This window comes from Neobacillus sp. MER 74 (genome assembly GCF_023714155.1).
In genome coordinates, this window is record NZ_JAMAUV010000004.1 from 236,753 (window position 1) to 256,700 (window position 19,948).

Consider the following 19,948-nt stretch of genomic DNA (forward strand, 5'->3'; position numbering starts at 1 on the left):
AAGAAATTCACAAGAAAGTTGGTGGGAATAAGTGAGTGAAAGTAAGCAGTATGTATGGTATGCAAGTTATGGTTCAAATCTTAATAAGAATCGGTTCTTATGCTACATCAAGGGAGGAAGTCCAGCGGGATCCACGAGAGTGGAGACAGGCTGTAAAGATCAATCACTGCCGATAGCAGAGTCTTCTTTAAAATTCAATTATCCGCTTTACTTTGCTAAGGAGGCAGCAGGGTGGCAATCGCAAGGTGTGGCCTTTATAGGATTAAATCAAGTAGAAGATTCGCTCACTTATAGTAAAAAATATTTAATCACTAGTGAACAGTTTTTAGATGTGGTGAAACAGGAGAATAGTGGGAAAATCTTCGAAATAGATTTAAACGAGGTAAAAGAGAAAGGGGCAAAAATATTTCGCAGCCATGCTTGGTATGGAAATATTATTTATCTTGGTGAGGATAGGGGGTATCCCATTTTCACCTTTACTGCCCCTTGGGAACAAGCTGAAGTAGAAATGAAGAAGCCATCCCATAATTATTTAGCCACTATTATTAACGGGTTAAAAACAGACTATACGAACGAAGAAATCTTTTATTATCTTCAGGATAAACCAGGTATACGTGGTTTCTATTCGGATGAGGAGTTAACTAAAGTGATTAATGGACCGGAGACTTTAATAAACGCAAAACCTTCCTAAAGTAATAGAAAGGTTTTGCGTTTATTATCTATTTTGCATAGAAATTTTCCGTGTAGTATGGTTGTGATTCATTATTAAATGCCACGCCCACCCCTAAATACTCATAACCCATACGTAAGATATTTTCCCGGTGCCCAAGTGAGTTCATTAAACCTTCATGGGCGAAAATACTGCTAAATTGGCCGTAGGCCAGGTTTTCGCCTGCCAAATGAAAGGTGATATCGTCCTCTTTCATCCGGTCAAACGGAGATTGTCCTTTAAGGTTGGTGTGATCAAAATACTGATGGACCGCCATGTCGGTACTATGTTTACGGGCTGTTTCGCGAACATGCTCATCCCATGTCAATACAGGCAGTTGATGGTTGACTCGTGCAGCATTTGTCAAATCAAATAACTGATACTCAAAGCCTTCTTTTAAAGCTGGATTCCCTTTTGTGTAGAAATCCGCTTTCCCCTCTTCAAAGTTTTTGTTGATCAATTGTATGGCGGTAACTGTATTATTTTCATGCTTATCATAAAAGACGGTTACATAGTTTCCCTTTACTAAAAACAAATCATTATCGCTATTTTCCTGCAGTTGGTATACCGTGAACCCTTTTTGAATTTTCGTTAAAGGCTCCCCAAGCTTTTCACGGACGGTTTTTTTCGAGCTTCCGAGTTTAATGCCGTTCTTTGAAGCAATTAAATCTTGGTTGGTATACAAACCGGCGGCTTTGTTGTTTTCGTCATACATGACCATAAAGAAATCCTGATAATTCTGGTGATAAGTATACCAATCCGTCCCGTATTCATTAAAGGATATTCGGTTTGCGTTTCCTAAATTATGTTCAATATCTTCTTTGAGATTTCCAATTTCAACATTATGAATTGAAAAAACTTGTTCAGTAGGAATGGTCAACGCTACTTTTTCTTTCTGTTGTTGAGGTTGTTGTTTAGTAAGTGGACTATCTTTCAATTGAAAGCCTAGTTGTTTCCCTAATTGTTCAACTTTTTCGGAAAAACTATTAAGTGTTTCTGCTAATGTTGTGTTGTCTTTGACATTTATTACAGACTGAATGGAATCAGCCGTCTTCTCGATATCGCCTTTTTCCAATTGTTTGTCGATGACAGGGAGTGAAAATTTAAATAAAAGAATGAATGAGATGATTGCCAGAAATCGTACCATGTTCGTTTCCTCCATTTCTATTAGAATTGTAGCCAATTTTAAGAAAATGTATAAGTAATATGCTTGAGGGGAATGATATTTGGTTTTATTTGGATCAATCTATTCAATTCATCTAAATCTTCAGGTTTGTTAAGAACAAGTTTCCGATCATACTTTTTTAAATTTAGTTCTTCAATAATAGTTTTTGGTGAGTTCATAACTTTGTTTCCTCTATAAAATTAATCCCATACCACTGGATTAACAAGATTCTTCGGTCGTTTTCCAGTTAGTCCTGCTTCTAAATTCTCGACGGCAAGTTTGGCCATTTTTAGTTCCGTTTCGTGAGTGGAGGACCCGATATGCGGGGTCGTTACCACATTGGAAAACTGCAGCAGCGGGTGATCTGCTTTGAGAGGCTCATTTTGGAATACGTCTAATGCGGCACCATGGATTTCGTTTATCCGTAATGCTTCAATTAGAGCTTTTTCATCCACTGTTTTTCCGCGCGAACCATTTACAAAAATAGCTGAACTTTTCATCAATTTAAATTCGCGTTCTCCCATTATATTTTCAGTTTCAGGAGTGAGTGGAGTCATTAAACAAACAAAATCGGATTGCATAAGTAAGGTATCTAATGAAGAATAAACAGCGTTGTATTTTTCTTCAGCTTCAAGGTTCCGGGTGCGGTTATAGTATAGAATGTTCATGTCAAAGCCAAAATGCCCGCGTTTTGCAATTAATGAACCGATTTTCCCCATCCCAATAATTCCTAATGTTTTATGATGAACATCAAGGGCATATTCTTTCCTAGTAAGATGTTGCTTCCACTTTCCTGTTTTTACAAATTGGTCTAATTCGGGGATGCGTCTTGCTGCTGCAAGAAGAATACCGAAAATCGCATCGGCCGTAGTGTCCTCTAAGACACCTGGTGTGTTGGTGCCCATAATACCACGCTTTGTCATCTCTCCAAGGGAAAGGTTATTAAAACCTGTCGAGTTATTGGAAACGATTTTTAAATTTGGGGCTCGGTCCAATAATTCATTATCAACTGGGAGCGCGAGGCCGACAATCCCTTCAGCCTGCTCAAGAGCATGCAAAAACGCTGGGTCTGTCTTGGGATTGATTCGTTCAAAAATTTCCACATCGAAATGATCTCTTAATCGATCTAGCGTTTCAGAGAATTCAAAGTTATAAGCAAGTATTTTTCTTTTCATAAGGGAATACATCCTTTTCCTTCTGTTTATATGAATATATTTCTAAGGTGACACAGAATTTTTAAAGAGTCAACAATATTAATTGTTGTATTGATACTTAATTAAGACAGTATTTTCATCAGTAAAAGTGAAACTTTTGAGTAAGAGGAATTTATTGTTTAAGTTTATTACATCATGTGTTAGAATATGTAACATCAGAATTGTTAAACAATTCACATTTTTAAAAATAAATAAAATGGGCAGGTGGTATCTTGGAAAATGAAAACCAATCCTATCGTGAACAAAAGGTTATCACGATAGGAATTGTGACAGAATTGACGGGTCTAACAAGCAGGCAAATCCATTATTATGAAACACGAAAGCTTATTTTTCCAGACAGGACCCCAAATGGGACACGGAAATATTCATTTGCGGATATTGAAAGACTAATAGAAATTGCAGAAAAAATTGAAGAAGGGGTCCAAACGATGGAAATTCGCAGAGATTTCTCCAAAAAGGAAAAACGTAAGATGATCATTGGTCAAATCAATTCGCAATTTAATCGGAACGGTCCAATAAAATAACAAATGTAACTTGCAGTAATGAGCAGTGCTAACTGAGGCCTGCTCTTTTTTGTTTCATCATATAAAAAAATTTATCCTCTCATATTTTTAATCACTTCTTTTTATCGCTATAATTAGAGTAATCAATGTGAATTTTTATAAGTATATCATTAAAAAAATAAAAAATAGAAGGGTGGATGTAAATGAAGTATAACTTTGATGAAGTTGTTAACCGAAGAGGAACTTATTCAATTAAATGGGATGGAGGGGAGCTTCTGAAACAGATTGGGCTGACAGAACGATATGATGAAGAAACCATTCCATTATTTACAGCAGACATGGATCTACCAGTACCTCAGCCCTTAGTTGATGCTTTACATAAGACGGTCGATCACCGAATTTTCGGATATACTATTTTTCCTAAAGAGTATTATGAAGCCATTCAGCATTGGTTTAAAAAGAGACATGATTGGGAGATTCAGCAGGAGGAAATCAGTTTTAGTCCTGGAACAGTTCATGCCTTAAATGTGGCTGTCAAGGCATTAACAAATCCAGGAGATGGCATCATAATCCAACGTCCCGTGTATCCACCGTTTACCTCCGCAATAGAAGCCAACGGTCGAAAAGTCGTGAATAATGCCCTTAAAGCAGATAGTGAAGGGTACTTTCAAATTGATTTTGCTGATTTTGAAGCGAAAGCAAAAGAAGAAACAACCAAAATGTTCATCTTATGCAACCCGCATAATCCCACCGGAAGAGTGTTTACTCAGGATGAATTAAGGAAATTAGCCGATATTTGTACGGAGCATGATGTTCTCATAGTTGCCGATGAAATACATGGTGATTTAGTTCGTCGAAATCAGACGTTTACTCCAATCGCAAAGGTTTCTGAACATCGTGACCGGATTATTACTTTTACAGCAATCAACAAAACATTCAATGTTGCTGGACTTCATTGTACGAATGTGATTATCTCGAATCCAGATCTTAGAAACACTTATAATAAGGTTATGGGCATGCACTTACCATCTCCATTTACTGTTTCAGCTTTGATTGCTGTTTACAATGAAGGAGAAGACTGGTTAGAGCAATTGAAAGACTATATTGATGGGACTATGGAGTGGGCTGCTACATTCTTAGCGGAGAAAATGCCGAAAGTTAAGGTGAGAATTCCAGAAGGAACCTATATTATGTGGATGGATTTTAGTGATTATGGCCTCTCACCTGAAGAAATCCATGATCGTATTTACAACAAAGCGAATGTCCTGCTTGAAGATGGAAAGATGTTTGGTGAGGAAGGGTTACAGTGGCAAAGAATTTGTATTCCATCACCCAGACCACTCATACAGGAAGCGTTTGAAAGAATTGCAAGAGAGTTTGATGACCTAAGTTGATGGAATAAGAATGAAATTAGTAAGATTCTATTGAATGGTCCCCAAGTAAGAAGTAAAAGGTAATACGCTCCACAGCAGGAAGTCTGGAATATTCTAGGCTTCTTTTTTTCTTTCTGCTAATTTAAAAATCTGTAGTTTTTTTTTACATTTTAAAGAGCAACTTATTGTCCTAATTTTTTTGGTGAGGAAATATATATTAGGGCGGGACAAAATTCTAGACATGGAGGAAAGCTTATATGGAAATCCATTGTTTATCGCAATGGAAAAATTTTTTCCTTTTTTTGTAAGCGTTTACAATAATAAGAAGGGAGGATTGTTATGAACATCCTATTATGCTGTGCTGCTGGCATGTCAACTAGCTTATTAGTCACGAAAATGGAAGCAGCAGCAAAAGCAGAAGGAATTTCGGCAAAGATATGGGCAGTAAGTGCGAATGAAGTGAATAACCATCTAGACCAAGCGGATGTGTTATTAGTAGGTCCGCAGGTTCGATATCTGCTTCCCAAATTGAAAAAAGCAGGATTAGAAAAAGGGATACCCGTTGATTTAATCAATTCAGTGCATTATGGGATGTGTAATGGGGCGGAAGTACTAAAATTTGCCAAAAATCTACTAGATTCATAACTTCACATAGGGGTGAAAAGATATGAGCAAATTTAATCAGATGTTAGAAGAGAAGGTCATGCCGGTCGCGGGCAGGATTGCTGGCCAACGGCACTTACAAGCATTGCGTGATGGGATCATTTTAACCATGCCGCTCCTCATCATTGGATCCATTTTTTTAATTTTGGGATTTTTACCTATTGATGGATATCCAGAATTTATGGCCCGCACATTCGGAGACGCCTGGTTGACTAAACTATTATATCCTGTCAGCGCAACTTTTGACATTATGGCACTGATTGCAGCGTTCGGTATAGCCTACCGTCTGGCTGAACAATACAAAGTCGATCCATTGAGTGCAGGTGCCATATCTGTCGCTGCCTTTATTCTTGCCACTCCTTATTTCACGATGTTTACCCCAGAAGGAGCAACGGAGGCTGTACAAGTAGGCGGTGTATTGCCAATGGCACTTTTGGGTAGCAAAGGTTTGTTTGTTGCGATGATCCTAGCCATGTTTTCAACTGAAATTTATCGATATATTATTCAAAAAAATATTGTTATAAAAATGCCGGATGGTGTACCGCCAAGTGTAAGTAAATCATTTGTCGCTTTATTCCCAGGATTTTTAGTTATTCTTTGCGTGTGGATTATCCGTTTGCTCATTGAAAACACTTCGTTTGAAAGTTTGCACAATGTTGTTGGGCAGTTGTTACAAGAACCACTTGGTGCGCTTGGTGGGACACTGATTGGTGCACTTATTGCCGTCTTCTTTGTTCAACTCTTATGGTCCACTGGATTACATGGCGCGAGTATTGTCGGCGGTGTTATGGCACCAATTTGGTTAGCCCAAACGGACGCGAACCGCTTGGCGCTTCAAGCAGGAGATGAAATTCCAAATATCATTTCCCAGCAATTCTTTGATATTTTCATTTATATGGGCGGTTCTGGTGCAACATTTGTTTTTGCTCTTATGATGTTATTTATGGCGAAGAGTCAGCAATCCAAGCAATTAGGCCGTCTGGCGATCGGACCAGGAATATTCAATATTAATGAACCGATTACTTTCGGAGCCCCAATTGTTTTAAATCCTCTGCTCATTATTCCATTTATTTTAACACCGTTGGCTCTCACCATTACAACTTATATTGGAATGAGTACTGGTTTTGCTCCGAAGACAGCTGGTGTTGCCGTACCTTGGACGACTCCTCCAATTATCGGAGGTTATCTAGCAACGGGCGGAAATATCCGAGGGGCGTTAATGCAAGTGATCAATTTAGTCGTTGCTTTTGCGATTTACTATCCATTTTTTAGAATGTGGGATAAACAAAACTTCAATGTTGAAAATGGGTCTAGTAAATAACAATAAAATAAAAAAGGGCTTGCCAAATGGCAAGCTCTTAGCACGTATTTTGGGTGAGGAGGACAAAGATGACAAAAGAAGAATTATACCAACTCTCATTTCAATTAATTCTGCATAGTGGAAATGCCAGAAGTCTCGCCATGGAAGCGATTTTTACAGCCAAAGAAAAAAACTTCACTTCTGCACTGGAAAAACTTTCAGAGGCTGATGGTGAAATCATTCATGCCCATCGCTTTCAAACACAATTGATCCAAGCTGAAGCGGAAGGCAATGATTTCGACATCCCCATTATTCTAATCCATGCGCAGGATCATTTAATGACGGCTATTACATTAATCGATTTAGCAAGAGAGATTGTTGAGATTCGCCAAGAAATGAATACTCAATAAAGTGGGAGGTTCATAGAAATTGACTAAATCAATTAAAATTACCACCATTGGCGGCGGTTCAAGTTATACCCCCGAGCTGGTTGAAGGATTGATCAAACGATATGATGAACTACCAATACGCGAACTTTGGCTTGTGGATGTCGAGGAAGGAAAAGAGAAATTAGAAATAGTTGGAAACTTAGCGAAACGGATGTTTCAAAAGGCTGGACTTCCTGTCGAAGTGCATCTAACACTTGATCGAAGAGAAGCATTAAAGGATGCTGATTTTGTGACCACGCAATTTCGGGTGGGTCTCCTCGACGCAAGAGCTAAAGATGAGAGGATCCCGTTACAGTATGGGGTACTTGGCCAAGAAACGAACGGACCAGGTGGGCTTTTTAAAGGGCTTCGCACGATCCCAGTTATTTTGGATATTGTTAAAGATATGAAGGAACTTTGTCCTGATGCGTGGCTCGTTAACTTTACCAATCCGGCAGGGATGGTGACGGAAGCGGTTCTTCGCTATAGTGACCATCGCAAGGTAGTCGGACTCTGTAATGTACCGATAGGGATGGAAATGGGAATTGCAAAACTACTAAAAGTTGAACATTCCCGTGTCCGTATTGACTTTGCCGGGTTAAATCATATGGTGTACGGCTTAGATGTTTACATGGATGGCGTTAGTGTAAAAGATCAGGTCATCGAATTTTTAACCAATCCAGAAAATTCAAGTTTCGTAAAGAATATTCAAGGGCAGGGCTGGGAGCCTGAATTTATCCGAGCTTTAGGGGTCCTCCCATGTCCGTATCACAATTATTATTACAAAAGTCGTGAAATGGTCGAAAAAGACATCAAAAATGCAGAAACGGTTGGGACACGTGCGGAAGTGGTGAAAAAGTTAGAAGAGGATCTTTTTGAACTTTATAAGGATCCTAATCTATCAATAAAACCTCCACAACTTGAAAAACGGGGTGGCGCTTATTACAGTGATGCAGCAGTCCGTTTAATTTCATCTATTTATAATGACAAAGGGGATATTCAACCGGTTAATACGTTAAATAATGGTTCTATCGCGAGCATTCCTAATGATTCTGCTGTTGAGGTTAGCTGTATCATTACAAAAGAGGGTCCAAAGCCACTTGTGATGGGCGATCTCCCCGTGCCGGTCCGAGGGCTTGTTCAGCAAATTAAATCATTTGAACGGGTCGCAGCCGAAGCAGCGGTTACCGGAGACTATAATCTAGCAATCCTTGCTTTAACGATCAATCCATTGGTTGCCTCAGATACCATTGCGAAACAAATCGTCGACGAAATGTTAGAAGCACATAAAAAATACTTACCTCAATTCTTTAAAAAATAGACTGTGTTAAAAGTTAATTCTGATTGCGACACTCTGTTGATTGGAGGGGAAGGCACGAAGACTCCTGCGTGAGTACGGGGCAGGGGAGACCCCGCAGGCGCTGGAAGCGCCGAGGAGGCTCCCCGCAACGCCCGCGGAAAGCGAAGTGCCTGGAACGGAAATCAACAGATAGGTATAAAAAGCCGAAAATTAACAAAAAGGGAGCGGGTCTGCTGCCTTTTCTCTGGTAAAGAGGAGGTAATAATCGCTTGATTAAGCTAATTGTAAACGCAGATGATTTTGGGTATTCAAGAGGCATTAATTATGGAATTATTGATGCTCATAAAAATGGCATTGTTAATTCCACCACAATAATGATGAACATGCCTGGTGTGACGCATGCCGTGGAGCTCACGAAAGCTAATCCAAAACTTCAAGTCGGGATTCATCTGGTCCTCACCTGTGGGAAGCCGCTTTTAACTGACGTTCCGTCACTAGTGAATGAGAATGGCAGTTTTAAACGCATTTCTGAATTCCAAGAGCAACGGGAGATATCGCTTGATGAACTGACTAGAGAGTGGAGTGCGCAAATTGATAAGTTTCTTGAAACAGGTCTTACACCGACTCATTTTGACAGCCATCATCATGTCCATACGATTCCGGAATTTTTACCGGTGGTGCAAATGCTGGCAAAAAAATACGATTTAAGTGCTAGACGTTTTTCATTGGATACAGTAGAGGGAGTTGCTGCATTTTCGGATGTGTTTTTACATGATTTTTATGGAGCGGGAGCGACCTATGATTACTTTGAGAAACTGGTCACACGTGTTCAAGACGGGCAAACGGTCGAAGTAATGTGTCATCCGGGTTATCTGGATCACGAGATTTTGAGTGGTTCCTCTTATGCAGAGGATCGTGTGAGGGAGACGGACATTCTGACTTCTATTAAACTGCCAAGAGGAATTAAATTGATTTAGCTATATTTAATTGCCTGAAATTTAGTTACATTAGGGGTTCCGGTATTTAGATAGCTGATAAATGACCGGAACCCTTAATTTTCCACTCTCATCTTTCATTAGGAATTAAGCATATTTAATTCAGGTTAATATTATATTTAAATAGTTTATTAGCTGTAAACGTTTTCAGGTAATTACCCTATTCACCTTATATATTCCGATATTATCTTTTGAAAACATCGTCAAATATGGAAATAGACTATTTTTAGTAAAATTAACCACAATTCACATATTGTTCATTACTTCACAAATTATTATTAAAAATCTATGTTATGATGAATCCATAAACAAACAAGGAGTGATAAGACATGATGGTTTGTGAATGGAAGACCTTCTCTACAGATTCTGAAACTTATAGCCTGGATTTATTTGAAGAAACAGTAGAGGACGAATTTGAGGCGATGTATTTTAAAGAAAATGAAGAAATTCCCTCCTATATTTGGACAATTAATTACGTGATCATTGTAAAAAAATATTCGAAGGTTCTGTCGGACATATTATTTGAAAAGATTCCCCGTAATCCAGTTTGTGAATAACCATTTGTGAAAGAAGATTAAGTAGAAAACATTTTTTTTAATCAATTATGTGAAATGATTCACAAAATAACCAATAAATAGACACCTGAGAAAATACCCGCTTAATAGATTATTTTTTAAGATAATTTGTGAAAAGTTTCACAAATAATTAATCAAACGGAGGTATTACAATGGTAGTTGTAGAAAAGGCAGTTAAAGAAAAGCAAGATGTAACAGAGATGGTGGACCTACTGGTCGAGAATGGTCTAAAAGCTTTGGCTGAGTTCCGCAGCTTTGACCAAGAAATGATTAATGAAATTGTCAAAGAAATGGCCTTGGCAGGTCTTGACCAGCATATGCCGCTGGCGAAATTAGCGGTTGAAGAAACTGGGAGAGGCGTATACGAAGATAAAATCATCAAAAATATGTTTGCTACAGAATATGTCTATCATAATATTAAATACGATAAAACCGTTGGAATTATTAACGAAAATGAACATGAAGGCATAATTGAAATTGCGGAACCGGTAGGGGTTATTGCCGGAGTTACACCAGTAACCAATCCAACATCGACTACAATGTTTAAAGCACTTATATCGATAAAAACAAGAAATCCAATTATTTTTGCTTTCCATCCATCGGCACAAAAATGCAGCAGTGAAGCGGCCAGAGTCCTAAGAGATGCAGCCATTAAGGCAGGAGCACCAGAAAATTGTATTCAATGGATTGAAACACCGTCGCTCGAAGCTACTCAAGCCCTGATGAATCATACGAGAATTTCATTAATTCTTGCCACAGGCGGAGCGGGAATGGTGAAATCTGCATACAGTTCAGGTAAGCCTGCACTAGGTGTTGGACCAGGAAATGTCCCTTGCTACATTGAAAAAACAGCGAATCTTCAACAAGCAGTGAATGACTTAATTTTATCAAAGACCTTTGACAATGGGATGATTTGTGCCTCTGAACAAGCGGTTATTGTTGATAAAGAAATTTACGATCATGTTAAACAAGAAATGATTTCAAATAATTGTTACTTTTTAACTGAGGAAGAAAAAGCGAAGGTCGAAAAATTAGTTATTAATGAACATTCTTGTGCCGTTAACCCTGATATTGTTGGCATGGCTGCGGCTAAAATAGCTAAGATGGCTGGAGTGAAGGTTCCTGACGAAACAAAGATTCTTGTCGCAGAATTAACTGGAGTTGGTCCTGAATTCCCACTTTCAAGGGAAAAATTAAGCCCCGTCCTTGCATGTTATATGGTAAGTAGTCTTGAAGAAGGATTCAAACGGGCCGAGGAAATGCTGGAGTTTGGCGGTTTAGGGCACTCTGCTGTTATTCACACCACTGACCAATCTGTGATCAAGAATTTCGGCTTGCGAATGAGAGCGGGACGTATTATTGTCAACGCCCCATCCTCACAAGGTGCAATCGGTGATATTTATAATGCTTATATGCCGTCATTGACCCTTGGCTGTGGTACGTATGGCGGAAATTCTGTCTCAACAAACGTTGGTACCATTCATTTAATGAATATAAAAAAAGTAGCGAAAAGGAATATTAATATGCAGTGGTTTAAAGTACCATCTAAAATTTATTTCGAAAAAAACTCGACACAGTACTTAGCAAAAATGCCGAAAATTTCAAAAGCCTTTATTGTTACAGACCCTGGAATGGTGAAATTAGGATATGTTGATAAAGTTCTATATTATTTAAGAAAACGTCCTGATTATGTGCATTGTGAAATCTTTTCAGAAGTAGAGCCAGATCCGTCCATTGAAACGGTGATGAAGGGTGCAGAAATGATGGCTAATTTCCAGCCTGACGTAATCATTGCACTTGGCGGTGGTTCCGCAATGGATGCGGCCAAAGGAATGTGGTTGTTCTATGAACATCCAGAAACCGAATTCTTTGGCTTAAAACAAAAATTCTTAGATATTCGCAAACGGATTGTAAAATATCCTAATCTTGGCCAAAGAGCACAATTTGTGGCCATTCCTACCACTTCTGGAACAGGCTCGGAGGTAACGTCATTCTCGGTCATTACTGATAAAGAAGCAAATATTAAATATCCGCTGGCTGATTATGAAATAACTCCTGACGTTGCCATTATCGATCCGCAATTTGTGATGACGGTGCCAAAACATATTACCGCCGATACCGGATTGGACGTCTTGACACACGCTATTGAAGCATATGTGTCATGTATGGCAAATGATTATACTGATGGCCTCGCAATTAAAGCCATCCAACTCGTATTTGAGTACCTGCCTAGAGCCTACAAAAACGGCCAGGATGAAGAAGCTCGAGAAAAGGTTCATAATGCTTCAACAATTGCTGGTATGGCGTTCGCTAACGCATTTTTAGGAATAAACCATAGTCTTGCCCATAAACTTGGTGCCGAGTTCCATATTGCACACGGACGGGCAAATGCTGTACTTATGCCACATGTAATACGTTATAATGCCGCCAAGCCAAAGAAATTTACAGCTTTTCCGAAGTACAATCATTTCAAAGCTGACAAACGTTATGCTGATATCGCTAGAATTCTAGGATTACCTGCAAGTAACACCGAGGAAGGTGTAGAAAGCCTCGTTCTAGCCATTATTAAATTGGCACAGGAATTGGAAGTACCAATGAGCCTTGAAGCAAACCAAATAAATAAAGCTGAATTTGAAAGCAAAGTTGACTACCTAGCAGATCGGGCTTTCGAAGACCAATGCACCACAGCAAATCCCAAACTTCCGTTAGTAACTGAATTAGCAGAAATTTACCGCCTTGCTTATAAAGGGGTATAACAATCGATGCCAATGCGAAAAATCAAACTAGATGATTTTTCGTATTGGCATTTTTATTTTTCTATGTAAAAGGTCACTGAAGATTTTTTAGCAAGTTGATTGGAGTGGAAGGGACGAAGACTCCTGCGGGAGGACGGTGCAGGGGAGACCCCGCAGGCGCTTAAGCGCCGAGGAGGCTCCCCGGACCGCCCGCGGAAAGCGAAGTGCCTGGAACGGAAATCAACAGCCTATTTTTTAGAATGAGGTGGAGATCTTGGGTTATAGAATTAAAGATGTGATGATTTCTGAAACAGAAATTAAAGAACGAGTGAAGCTGTTAGCAGAACAAATTGAAAAAGACTTCAATAATGAGGACATTATTTTAATCGTCGTCTTAAAAGGATCGTTTATCTTCGCTGCGGATTTGATTCGTGAGATGAAGGGGAATATTAATATTGATTTCATTTCCGTTTCAAGCTATGGGGACGAGACAGAGTCATCAGGGAAAGTAAGATTACTGAAGGACCTTGATGCAAATATTACCAATCAGAATGTCCTAGTTGTTGAGGATATTATCGACAGTGGTCTGACATTGCATTTCTTGCGCGGTCATTTAATAGCGCATAAGCCGAAACAAATAAAAATTTGCACGCTCTTAGACAAGCCTGAAAGAAGGCGAGTAGACTTGCCAGTTGATTATGTAGGCTTTGTCATCCCAGATGAATTCATTGTCGGCTATGGGATTGACTACGCACAAATGTACCGAAACTTACCATATATTTCAACCGTAGAGGAGTTTTAGATAGATATAATGTGGTAAATTTTGCTGTTAATGGTAAGAATGATATACTTTTATTGTTAAACGTATCAAAGTAGGAGGAAAAAAATCATGTATACATCAATATCTGAATTTTTTCAAGAATGGAATCAAGAGGCATCCTCTACACAAAAAGTGTTAGATGTTTTAACGGACCAATCACTTCAACAAGAAGTTTCCCCAGAAGACCGAACGCTAGGCAGAATTGCGTGGCATGTGGTTACGAGCACACCTGGAATGCTTAACGAATTCGGCATTACTGCTGAAAATGTGGAGAATGGAGATGTAGTACCGACCTCGGCGAAAATCATTGCTGACACTTTTCGAAAGGTTACTGCTGATACAGTCGAGGCAGTACAACAGCAATGGACGGATGCATCCTTAACCGAAATGAAAAACGTGTTTGGTATGGAAATGCCAAAAGGAGTGACACTCTCTCTTTTAATTAAACACATCATTCATCATCGCGGTCAAATGACAGTACTAATGCGCCAAGCTGGATTAAATGTACCTGGAGTATATGGACCAGCACGGGAAGAGTGGAGTCATATGGGGATGGAAGCGCCTGCGTTATAAAAGTACATACCGTTTATCGCTCAATCAAAAGTTAAAACGCTGATCATCAAAATACCGTTAATGCGCCAGCATTAACGGTATTTTTTCTTATAGAAGCAGGCTAGTGACACTCTATCTTCATGCTAGCAGAATGATAGAGAATTGATGGCAGTATCCTAGCATGCTAATAAAATCTATCGATGGGAGTATTTCAAAAGAACTACTTAAAAAAATTGTTTAATAAATTTAACAAATTTTCTAGTATTTTCCTCAAAATTCAACAAATTTATCTGAATTGAGTGTTAGCTTACTATATTAAATCTGCTATTATTTTGGTAAAATATGAATAGGAAAAAAATATACATACGATATATGATTATTTGTAACTAATCGATTGCAAGATTATAAAAATCTATGATTTTTTTTAATAGCGAGGCAAATAATTTAACGGATGATAAGTAGGAGGAATAATATGTGGGATTTTGACATGGATATAGATCAAGTAGCTAGAATAAAAGTAATTGGTGTTGGCGGTGGCGGAAATAATGCTGTCAATCGGATGATTGAAGGCGGAGTTCAAGGTGTCGAGTTCATTGCTGTCAATACAGATGCCCAAGCTCTAAATCTATCAAAAGCAGAAATTAAAATGCAAATTGGAGCACAGTTGACAAGAGGATTAGGTGCTGGCGCTAACCCTGAAGTTGGCAGAAAAGCGGTTGAAGAAAGCAGAAGACAGCTGGAGGACGTATTAAAAGGAGCCGATATGGTTTTCGTCACTGCTGGGATGGGTGGAGGTACAGGAACAGGTGCTGCACCTGCGATTGCTGAAATCTCACGAGCCCTTGGTGCCCTGACAATTGGCGTTGTAACCCGCCCTTTTGGATTTGAGGGACGTAAACGTGCTTCAAACGCAGCAAGTGGAATTGAGCTAATGAGTCAAGCAGTTGATACATTAATCATAGTTCCAAATGATCGCCTATTGCAAATTGTTGATAAAAGAACGCCGATGATTGAAGCGTTCCGAGAAGCGGATAATGTTCTTCGTCAAGGTGTTCAAGGGATTTCTGACTTAATAGCTGTTCCTGGATTAATAAATTTGGATTTTGCTGATGTTAAGACCATTATGAGTAATCAAGGTACTGCTTTAATGGGTATTGGTGTTGCAAAAGGTGATGGACGCGCAGTAGAGGCAGCAAAAAAGGCCATTTCTAGTCCTTTATTAGAAACGTCGATTGACGGAGCACAAGGGATTCTTATGAATATAACTGGAGGGAAAGACTTAAGTTTATATGAAGTGCAAGAGGCAGCGGACCTTGTCGCTTCAGCAGCTGATAAAGATCTAAATATGATTTTTGGTTCGATTATTAACGAAAATTTTAAAAATGAAATCATGATTACAGTGATTGCTACAGGTTTTGTTGATAAACTGGCACGAACCACTAGGCCGTCTACTCCAATTCAAAAAGAAGGAACATCAAGAATTCAGCAGGTCCATTCCCAGCCAAAACAAGAACAAATGATTCATGAAGAGCCTTCGCATGATTATGGAAGCTATGGACAGGATACAGAGGAATCAATTGACATTCCGACGTTTTTGCGTAACCGAAACAGAAGAAATAGATAACATTTCCTAAAATTCTGGCGCAATGAGGACAGTGTGACGTGACAAAAGCCAAAGCATTGGAAACGTGTCGCGGTCTGCTATTACATTGCGCCATATATTTATTTAATTGTTGTAGTAACCTGCATCCACTTAAAAAAACCAAAATTTTAACAGATTTTAATGGATTAAATCATTAAAACCGACTTGACTTATAGGAATAGTAAAACTATTATTATATTAATCATTTTTTGACTGAAAATTGTGTACTGTAAGAATCTTTATTACATGGCATGATAAATAAATGATCACAATCAGTTAATAATCCTTTGTGAGGTGGATTTTAGTGCAACTTCAAGTATTGAACAGTCCTTTTAATCAGGAGCAAGCAGAACTCCTAAACCGGATACTGCCTACGTTGACAGAATCTCAAAAAGTCTGGTTGAGCGGATTCTTGGCAGCAGCCCAATTTTCTTCGATTTCTGGGTCTGGAAATGCCGAGGTATCTGAACAACCGGGAGGAATCACAGCACCGGTAATTTCTAAAGATGTGACCATCCTTTTTGGTTCACAGTCGGGTAACGCTCAGGGTCTTGCTAAGAAAGCGGGCAAGAAACTTGAGGCAGCTGGGTTCCAAGTAACTGTCTTATCAATGAGCGATTTTAAACCTAACAATTTAAAAAAGGTTGAAAATCTGCTGATCGTCGCTAGTACCCATGGCGAGGGCACTCCGCCAGATAATGCCATATCCTTTCATGAGTTTCTGCATGGAAAACGTGCTCCGAAACTAGACCATCTTCGTTTCTCAGTTTTGGCACTTGGTGACAGTTCGTATGAATTTTTCTGTCAAACAGGAAAAGACTTTGATGCACGGTTGGAAGAACTTGGCGGTACAAGGCTTTACCCACGCTTTGACTGCGATCTGGATTACGATGAGCCAGCATCTGAATGGCTTGCAGGTGTGCTTAGTAATTTAAAAGAAGCAGACGCTGGCAGCCAAGTTCCAGTTCAGGAACTGGTATCTCAAGCAGTAGAATCAACGTATTCAAGATCAAATCCATTTAAAGCAGAAGTATTAGAAAATATCAATCTGAACGGCCGCGGCTCAAATAAAGAAACGCACCACCTTGAGTTGTCGCTTGAAGGATCTGGACTTACATTTGAACCGGGAGATAGTCTTGGGATATATCCAGAAAATGACCCCGCGCTCGTTACCTCGCTATTAGAGGAAATGAACTGGGATCCAGAACAACAGGTGACTGTGAATAAAAAAGGAGAAATTCTCCCGCTTAAAGAAGCACTTACCACACATTTTGAAATTACGACGTTAACGAAACCGTTGATTGAGAAGGCAGCCCGTCTTACTGCCAATGAAAATTTACAGGAACTCCTCTCACCAGGTAATGAAGAGAAATTAAAGACTTATTTGGATGGACGCGACTTACTTGATTTAGTCCGTGATTTTACTCCTTGGGTTGGTTCAGCACAAGAGTTTGTCTCCATTCTTCGAAAAATGCCGTCCCGACTGTATTCGATATCAAGCAGCTTAGCGGCAAACCCGGATGAGGTTCATTTGACAATCGGAGCGGTTCGTTATGAGGCACACGGCCGGAAACGAAATGGGGTTTGTTCCATTCAGACAGCGGAGCGTCTGCAGCCAGGCGATACCGTGCCAGTGTATATCCAACATAATGAAAACTTCAAGCTTCCAAATAACCCAGAGGCTCCAATCATCATGGTGGGACCAGGTACTGGAGCAGCACCATTTCGTTCCTTTATGCAAGAGCGTGAAGAAATTGGGGCAGAAGGAAAATCATGGCTATTCTTCGGAGATCAACATTTTGTGACGGATTTCCTTTATCAAACAGAATGGCAAAAATGGCTGAAAGACGGTGTATTATCGAAATTGGATGTTGCCTTTTCACGTGATACAGCTGAAAAAGTATATGTACAACACCGTATGCTTGAAAATAGTAAAGAATTATTTGAATGGCTTGAAGAAGGTGCTCATCTGTACATTTGTGGGGATGAAAAACATATGGCCCATGATGTTCATAATACATTAATTGACATTATTGAAAAAGAAGGCGGCTTAAGCCGTGAAAAAGCAGAAGAATATGTAGCCGATTTGCAGCAGCAAAAACGTTATCAGCGTGACGTATACTGATTTGGGATGGAAAGGAGTTTCACCATGGTTAATCAAATTTTAAAAGCGCCTGAAGGCCCTCCAAGTGATGTGGAAGGTATCAAAGAAAGAAGTAATTATTTACGCGGGACACTTAAAGAAGTAATGTTAGATCGGATAAGTGCTGGAATTCCTGATGATGACAACCGTTTAATGAAGCATCATGGCAGTTATTTGCAGGATGATCGCGACCTCCGCAATGAACGTGCCAAACAAAAGCTTGAACCAGCGTACCAGTTTATGCTTCGTGTTCGCTTACCTGGCGGAGTTGCTACACCTGAACAATGGCTTGTCATGGATGAGCTCGCTCAAAGGAATGGGAATGGCACTTTAAAACTAACAACACGACAGACATTTCAAATGCATGGGATTTTAAAGTGGAACATGAAAAATACGATTCAACAAATTCATTCCACTCTTTTAGATACGATTGCTGCATGTGGAGATGTAAACCGTAATGTTTTGTGTACATCTAATCCGTATCAATCTGATATCCATTCTGAAGTTTATGGTTTATCCAAAATGCTAAGTGATGATTTATTACCAAGAACAAGAGCCTATCATCAAGTATGGCTTGATGAAGAAGTAGTGGCAGGTACTCCGGAAATTGAAGAAGTTGAACCAATGTACGGACCGCTTTATTTGCCGCGGAAGTTTAAAATCGGAATTGCTGTCCCTCCAGAAAATGATATTGATGTCTTTTCACAAGACCTGGGATTTATTGCCATTGTCGAAGACGGGAAGCTTATTGGTTTTAACGTCGCGATTGGTGGTGGAATGGGCAGTTCTCACGGTGACAAAGCAACTTATCCACAACTTGCTAAGGTCATTGGCTTCTGTAAGCCAGAGCAAATTTATGATGTTGCCGAGAAGACGATCACCATTCAGCGTGATTACGGAAATCGCTCGGTTAGAAAAAATGCTCGGTTTAAGTACACGGTAGACCGTCTGGGCCTTGAAACGGTGAAGGAAGAATTGGAACACCGTCTTGGCTGGAAACTGGAAGAGGCAAGACGATATCATTTCGACCATAACGGTGATCGTTATGGATGGGAGAAGGGCGTAAATGGAAAATGGCATTTGACATTGTTTATTCAAAACGGCCGCGTTGCTGATTTTGATGACTATAAGCTGATGACTGCTTTACGTGAAATTGCCAAAGTTCATACTGGTGAATTCCGTTTAACGACCAATCAAAACTTGATCATTGCCAATGTAACAGCACAGAAAAAGAAAGTTATAAACGAATTGGTTGAACAATATGGTTTGACCGATGGCAAGCATACTTCAGCCCTTCGCCGCAGCTCAATGGCCTGTGTGGCATTGCCAACCTGTGGATTAGCAATGGCTGAAGCTGAGCGCTATTTACCAGAACTAATTGATAAAATTGAAACGATCATTGATGAAAATGGCCTACGTGATAAAGAAATCACCATCCGGATGACAGGCTGTCCAAACGGCTGTGCCCGTCCGGGTCTAGGTGAAATTGCTTTCATGGGGAAAGCTGTAGGGAAATATAATATGTACCTTGGTGCTGCTTTTGATGGCAGCCGTCTAAATAAAATGTACCGAGAGAACATCGGTGAAGAAGAAATATTAAGTGAATTGCGAGTTTTACTTTCTCGCTATGCGACTGAACGAGAAGATGGAGAGCACTTCGGTGATTTTGTGATTCGCGCCGGCATCATTAAAGCTACAACAGATGGTACAAATTTTCACGATTAATAATTAAATGAAAAAAAGACAGGCGAGCCCTGTCTTTTTTGTTTCAATTCAGGAATGAAGCAATTAAAAAAGGCAAACATGTCTAAACACGTTTGCCTTTCACTAT

17 protein-coding genes are annotated in these 19,948 nt (G+C 39.5%); 15 read left to right on the forward strand and 2 right to left on the reverse strand.

The genetic code is table 11. The features are described from left to right. Positions 1–31 precede the first annotated feature (31 nt). Positions 32–691 (forward strand): PH domain-containing protein, encoded by a 660-nt coding sequence (locus tag M3610_RS09755; RefSeq protein WP_251458830.1) that lies wholly within the window; start codon positions 32–34, stop codon positions 689–691. 28 nt (positions 692–719) lie between these two features. Here M3610_RS09755 and M3610_RS09760 read toward each other — a convergent pair whose 3' ends face one another. Continuing rightward, the gene (locus tag M3610_RS09760; protein WP_251458832.1) at positions 720–1,856 is read right to left on the reverse strand and encodes a CAP domain-containing protein; all 1,137 of its coding nucleotides are present in this window, start codon (positions 1,854–1,856) and stop codon (positions 720–722) included. Positions 1,857–2,074: 218 nt separating this feature from the next. Then, the gene (locus M3610_RS09765; RefSeq protein ID WP_251458834.1) at positions 2,075–3,049 is read right to left on the reverse strand and encodes a 2-hydroxyacid dehydrogenase; all 975 of its coding nucleotides are present in this window, start codon (positions 3,047–3,049) and stop codon (positions 2,075–2,077) included. A 251-nt stretch (positions 3,050–3,300) separates the two neighbouring features. Here M3610_RS09765 and M3610_RS09770 point away from each other — a divergent pair, with 251 nt between their 5' ends. From M3610_RS09770 to cysI, 14 genes are all read left to right on the forward strand, one after another. Then, complete coding sequence (locus tag M3610_RS09770; protein ID WP_251458836.1) at positions 3,301–3,612, forward strand: MerR family transcriptional regulator; 312 nt, start codon at positions 3,301–3,303, stop codon at positions 3,610–3,612. A 182-nt stretch (positions 3,613–3,794) separates the two neighbouring features. Continuing rightward, entirely contained in the window at positions 3,795–4,985 is a 1,191-nt protein-coding gene (locus M3610_RS09775; protein WP_251458838.1) for a MalY/PatB family protein, read from the forward strand. A 318-nt stretch (positions 4,986–5,303) separates the two neighbouring features. Next, complete coding sequence (locus M3610_RS09780; protein WP_026567501.1) at positions 5,304–5,609, forward strand: PTS sugar transporter subunit IIB; 306 nt, start codon at positions 5,304–5,306, stop codon at positions 5,607–5,609. 22 nt (positions 5,610–5,631) lie between these two features. Beyond that, complete coding sequence (gene celB, locus M3610_RS09785) at positions 5,632–6,948, forward strand: PTS cellobiose transporter subunit IIC (RefSeq protein WP_251458841.1); 1,317 nt, start codon at positions 5,632–5,634, stop codon at positions 6,946–6,948. A gap of 68 nt (positions 6,949–7,016) precedes the next feature. Next, positions 7,017–7,337 carry a PTS sugar transporter subunit IIA gene (locus M3610_RS09790; protein WP_251458843.1) on the forward strand — a complete coding sequence of 107 codons (321 nt, stop codon included), beginning with the start codon at positions 7,017–7,019 and terminating at the stop codon, positions 7,335–7,337. A 19-nt stretch (positions 7,338–7,356) separates the two neighbouring features. After that, positions 7,357–8,676 carry a 6-phospho-beta-glucosidase gene (locus M3610_RS09795; protein ID WP_251458844.1) on the forward strand — a complete coding sequence of 440 codons (1,320 nt, stop codon included), beginning with the start codon at positions 7,357–7,359 and terminating at the stop codon, positions 8,674–8,676. Between the two features lie 248 nt (positions 8,677–8,924). Beyond that, a complete protein-coding gene (gene chbG / locus M3610_RS09800; protein ID WP_251458845.1) occupies positions 8,925–9,632 on the forward strand; it encodes a chitin disaccharide deacetylase in 708 nt (235 codons plus the stop codon). A gap of 347 nt (positions 9,633–9,979) precedes the next feature. After that, entirely contained in the window at positions 9,980–10,207 is a 228-nt protein-coding gene (locus tag M3610_RS09805; RefSeq protein WP_098576182.1) for a hypothetical protein, read from the forward strand. Positions 10,208–10,377: 170 nt separating this feature from the next. Further along, entirely contained in the window at positions 10,378–12,981 is a 2,604-nt protein-coding gene (gene adhE, locus M3610_RS09810) for a bifunctional acetaldehyde-CoA/alcohol dehydrogenase (protein ID WP_251458846.1), read from the forward strand. Positions 12,982–13,234: 253 nt separating this feature from the next. Continuing rightward, positions 13,235–13,762, forward strand: coding sequence for a hypoxanthine phosphoribosyltransferase (gene hpt, locus M3610_RS09815; protein ID WP_098576180.1), 528 nt, complete (start codon positions 13,235–13,237; stop codon positions 13,760–13,762). An 87-nt stretch (positions 13,763–13,849) separates the two neighbouring features. Then, the gene (locus tag M3610_RS09820) at positions 13,850–14,353 is read left to right on the forward strand and encodes a DinB family protein (protein ID WP_251458847.1); all 504 of its coding nucleotides are present in this window, start codon (positions 13,850–13,852) and stop codon (positions 14,351–14,353) included. Between the two features lie 451 nt (positions 14,354–14,804). Then, the gene (ftsZ, locus tag M3610_RS09825; protein ID WP_251458848.1) at positions 14,805–15,956 is read left to right on the forward strand and encodes a cell division protein FtsZ; all 1,152 of its coding nucleotides are present in this window, start codon (positions 14,805–14,807) and stop codon (positions 15,954–15,956) included. Between the two features lie 322 nt (positions 15,957–16,278). After that, on the forward strand, positions 16,279–18,099 hold the full coding sequence (locus M3610_RS09830) for an assimilatory sulfite reductase (NADPH) flavoprotein subunit (RefSeq protein WP_251458849.1): 1,821 nt from the start codon (positions 16,279–16,281) through the stop codon (positions 18,097–18,099). Between the two features lie 24 nt (positions 18,100–18,123). Beyond that, positions 18,124–19,842: an assimilatory sulfite reductase (NADPH) hemoprotein subunit gene (gene cysI, locus M3610_RS09835; RefSeq protein WP_098576176.1), complete on the forward strand. Its 1,719-nt coding sequence runs from the start codon at positions 18,124–18,126 to the stop codon at positions 19,840–19,842. The last annotated feature ends 106 nt before the right edge of the window (positions 19,843–19,948 follow it).

Coding starts and splice junctions, on each gene's coding strand:
- M3610_RS09760 (WP_251458832.1), bottom strand. CDS start 1,856: ATGGTACGATTTCTGGCAATCATCTCATTCATTCTTTTATTTAAATTT.
- M3610_RS09765 (WP_251458834.1), bottom strand. CDS start 3,049: ATGAAAAGAAAAATACTTGCTTATAACTTTGAATTCTCTGAAACGCTA.
- M3610_RS09775 (WP_251458838.1), top strand. CDS start 3,795: ATGAAGTATAACTTTGATGAAGTTGTTAACCGAAGAGGAACTTATTCA.
- M3610_RS09780 (WP_026567501.1), top strand. CDS start 5,304: ATGAACATCCTATTATGCTGTGCTGCTGGCATGTCAACTAGCTTATTA.
- celB (WP_251458841.1), top strand. CDS start 5,632: ATGAGCAAATTTAATCAGATGTTAGAAGAGAAGGTCATGCCGGTCGCG.
- M3610_RS09790 (WP_251458843.1), top strand. CDS start 7,017: ATGACAAAAGAAGAATTATACCAACTCTCATTTCAATTAATTCTGCAT.
- M3610_RS09805 (WP_098576182.1), top strand. CDS start 9,980: ATGATGGTTTGTGAATGGAAGACCTTCTCTACAGATTCTGAAACTTAT.
- adhE (WP_251458846.1), top strand. CDS start 10,378: ATGGTAGTTGTAGAAAAGGCAGTTAAAGAAAAGCAAGATGTAACAGAG.
- M3610_RS09820 (WP_251458847.1), top strand. CDS start 13,850: ATGTATACATCAATATCTGAATTTTTTCAAGAATGGAATCAAGAGGCA.
- ftsZ (WP_251458848.1), top strand. CDS start 14,805: ATGTGGGATTTTGACATGGATATAGATCAAGTAGCTAGAATAAAAGTA.
- cysI (WP_098576176.1), top strand. CDS start 18,124: ATGGTTAATCAAATTTTAAAAGCGCCTGAAGGCCCTCCAAGTGATGTG.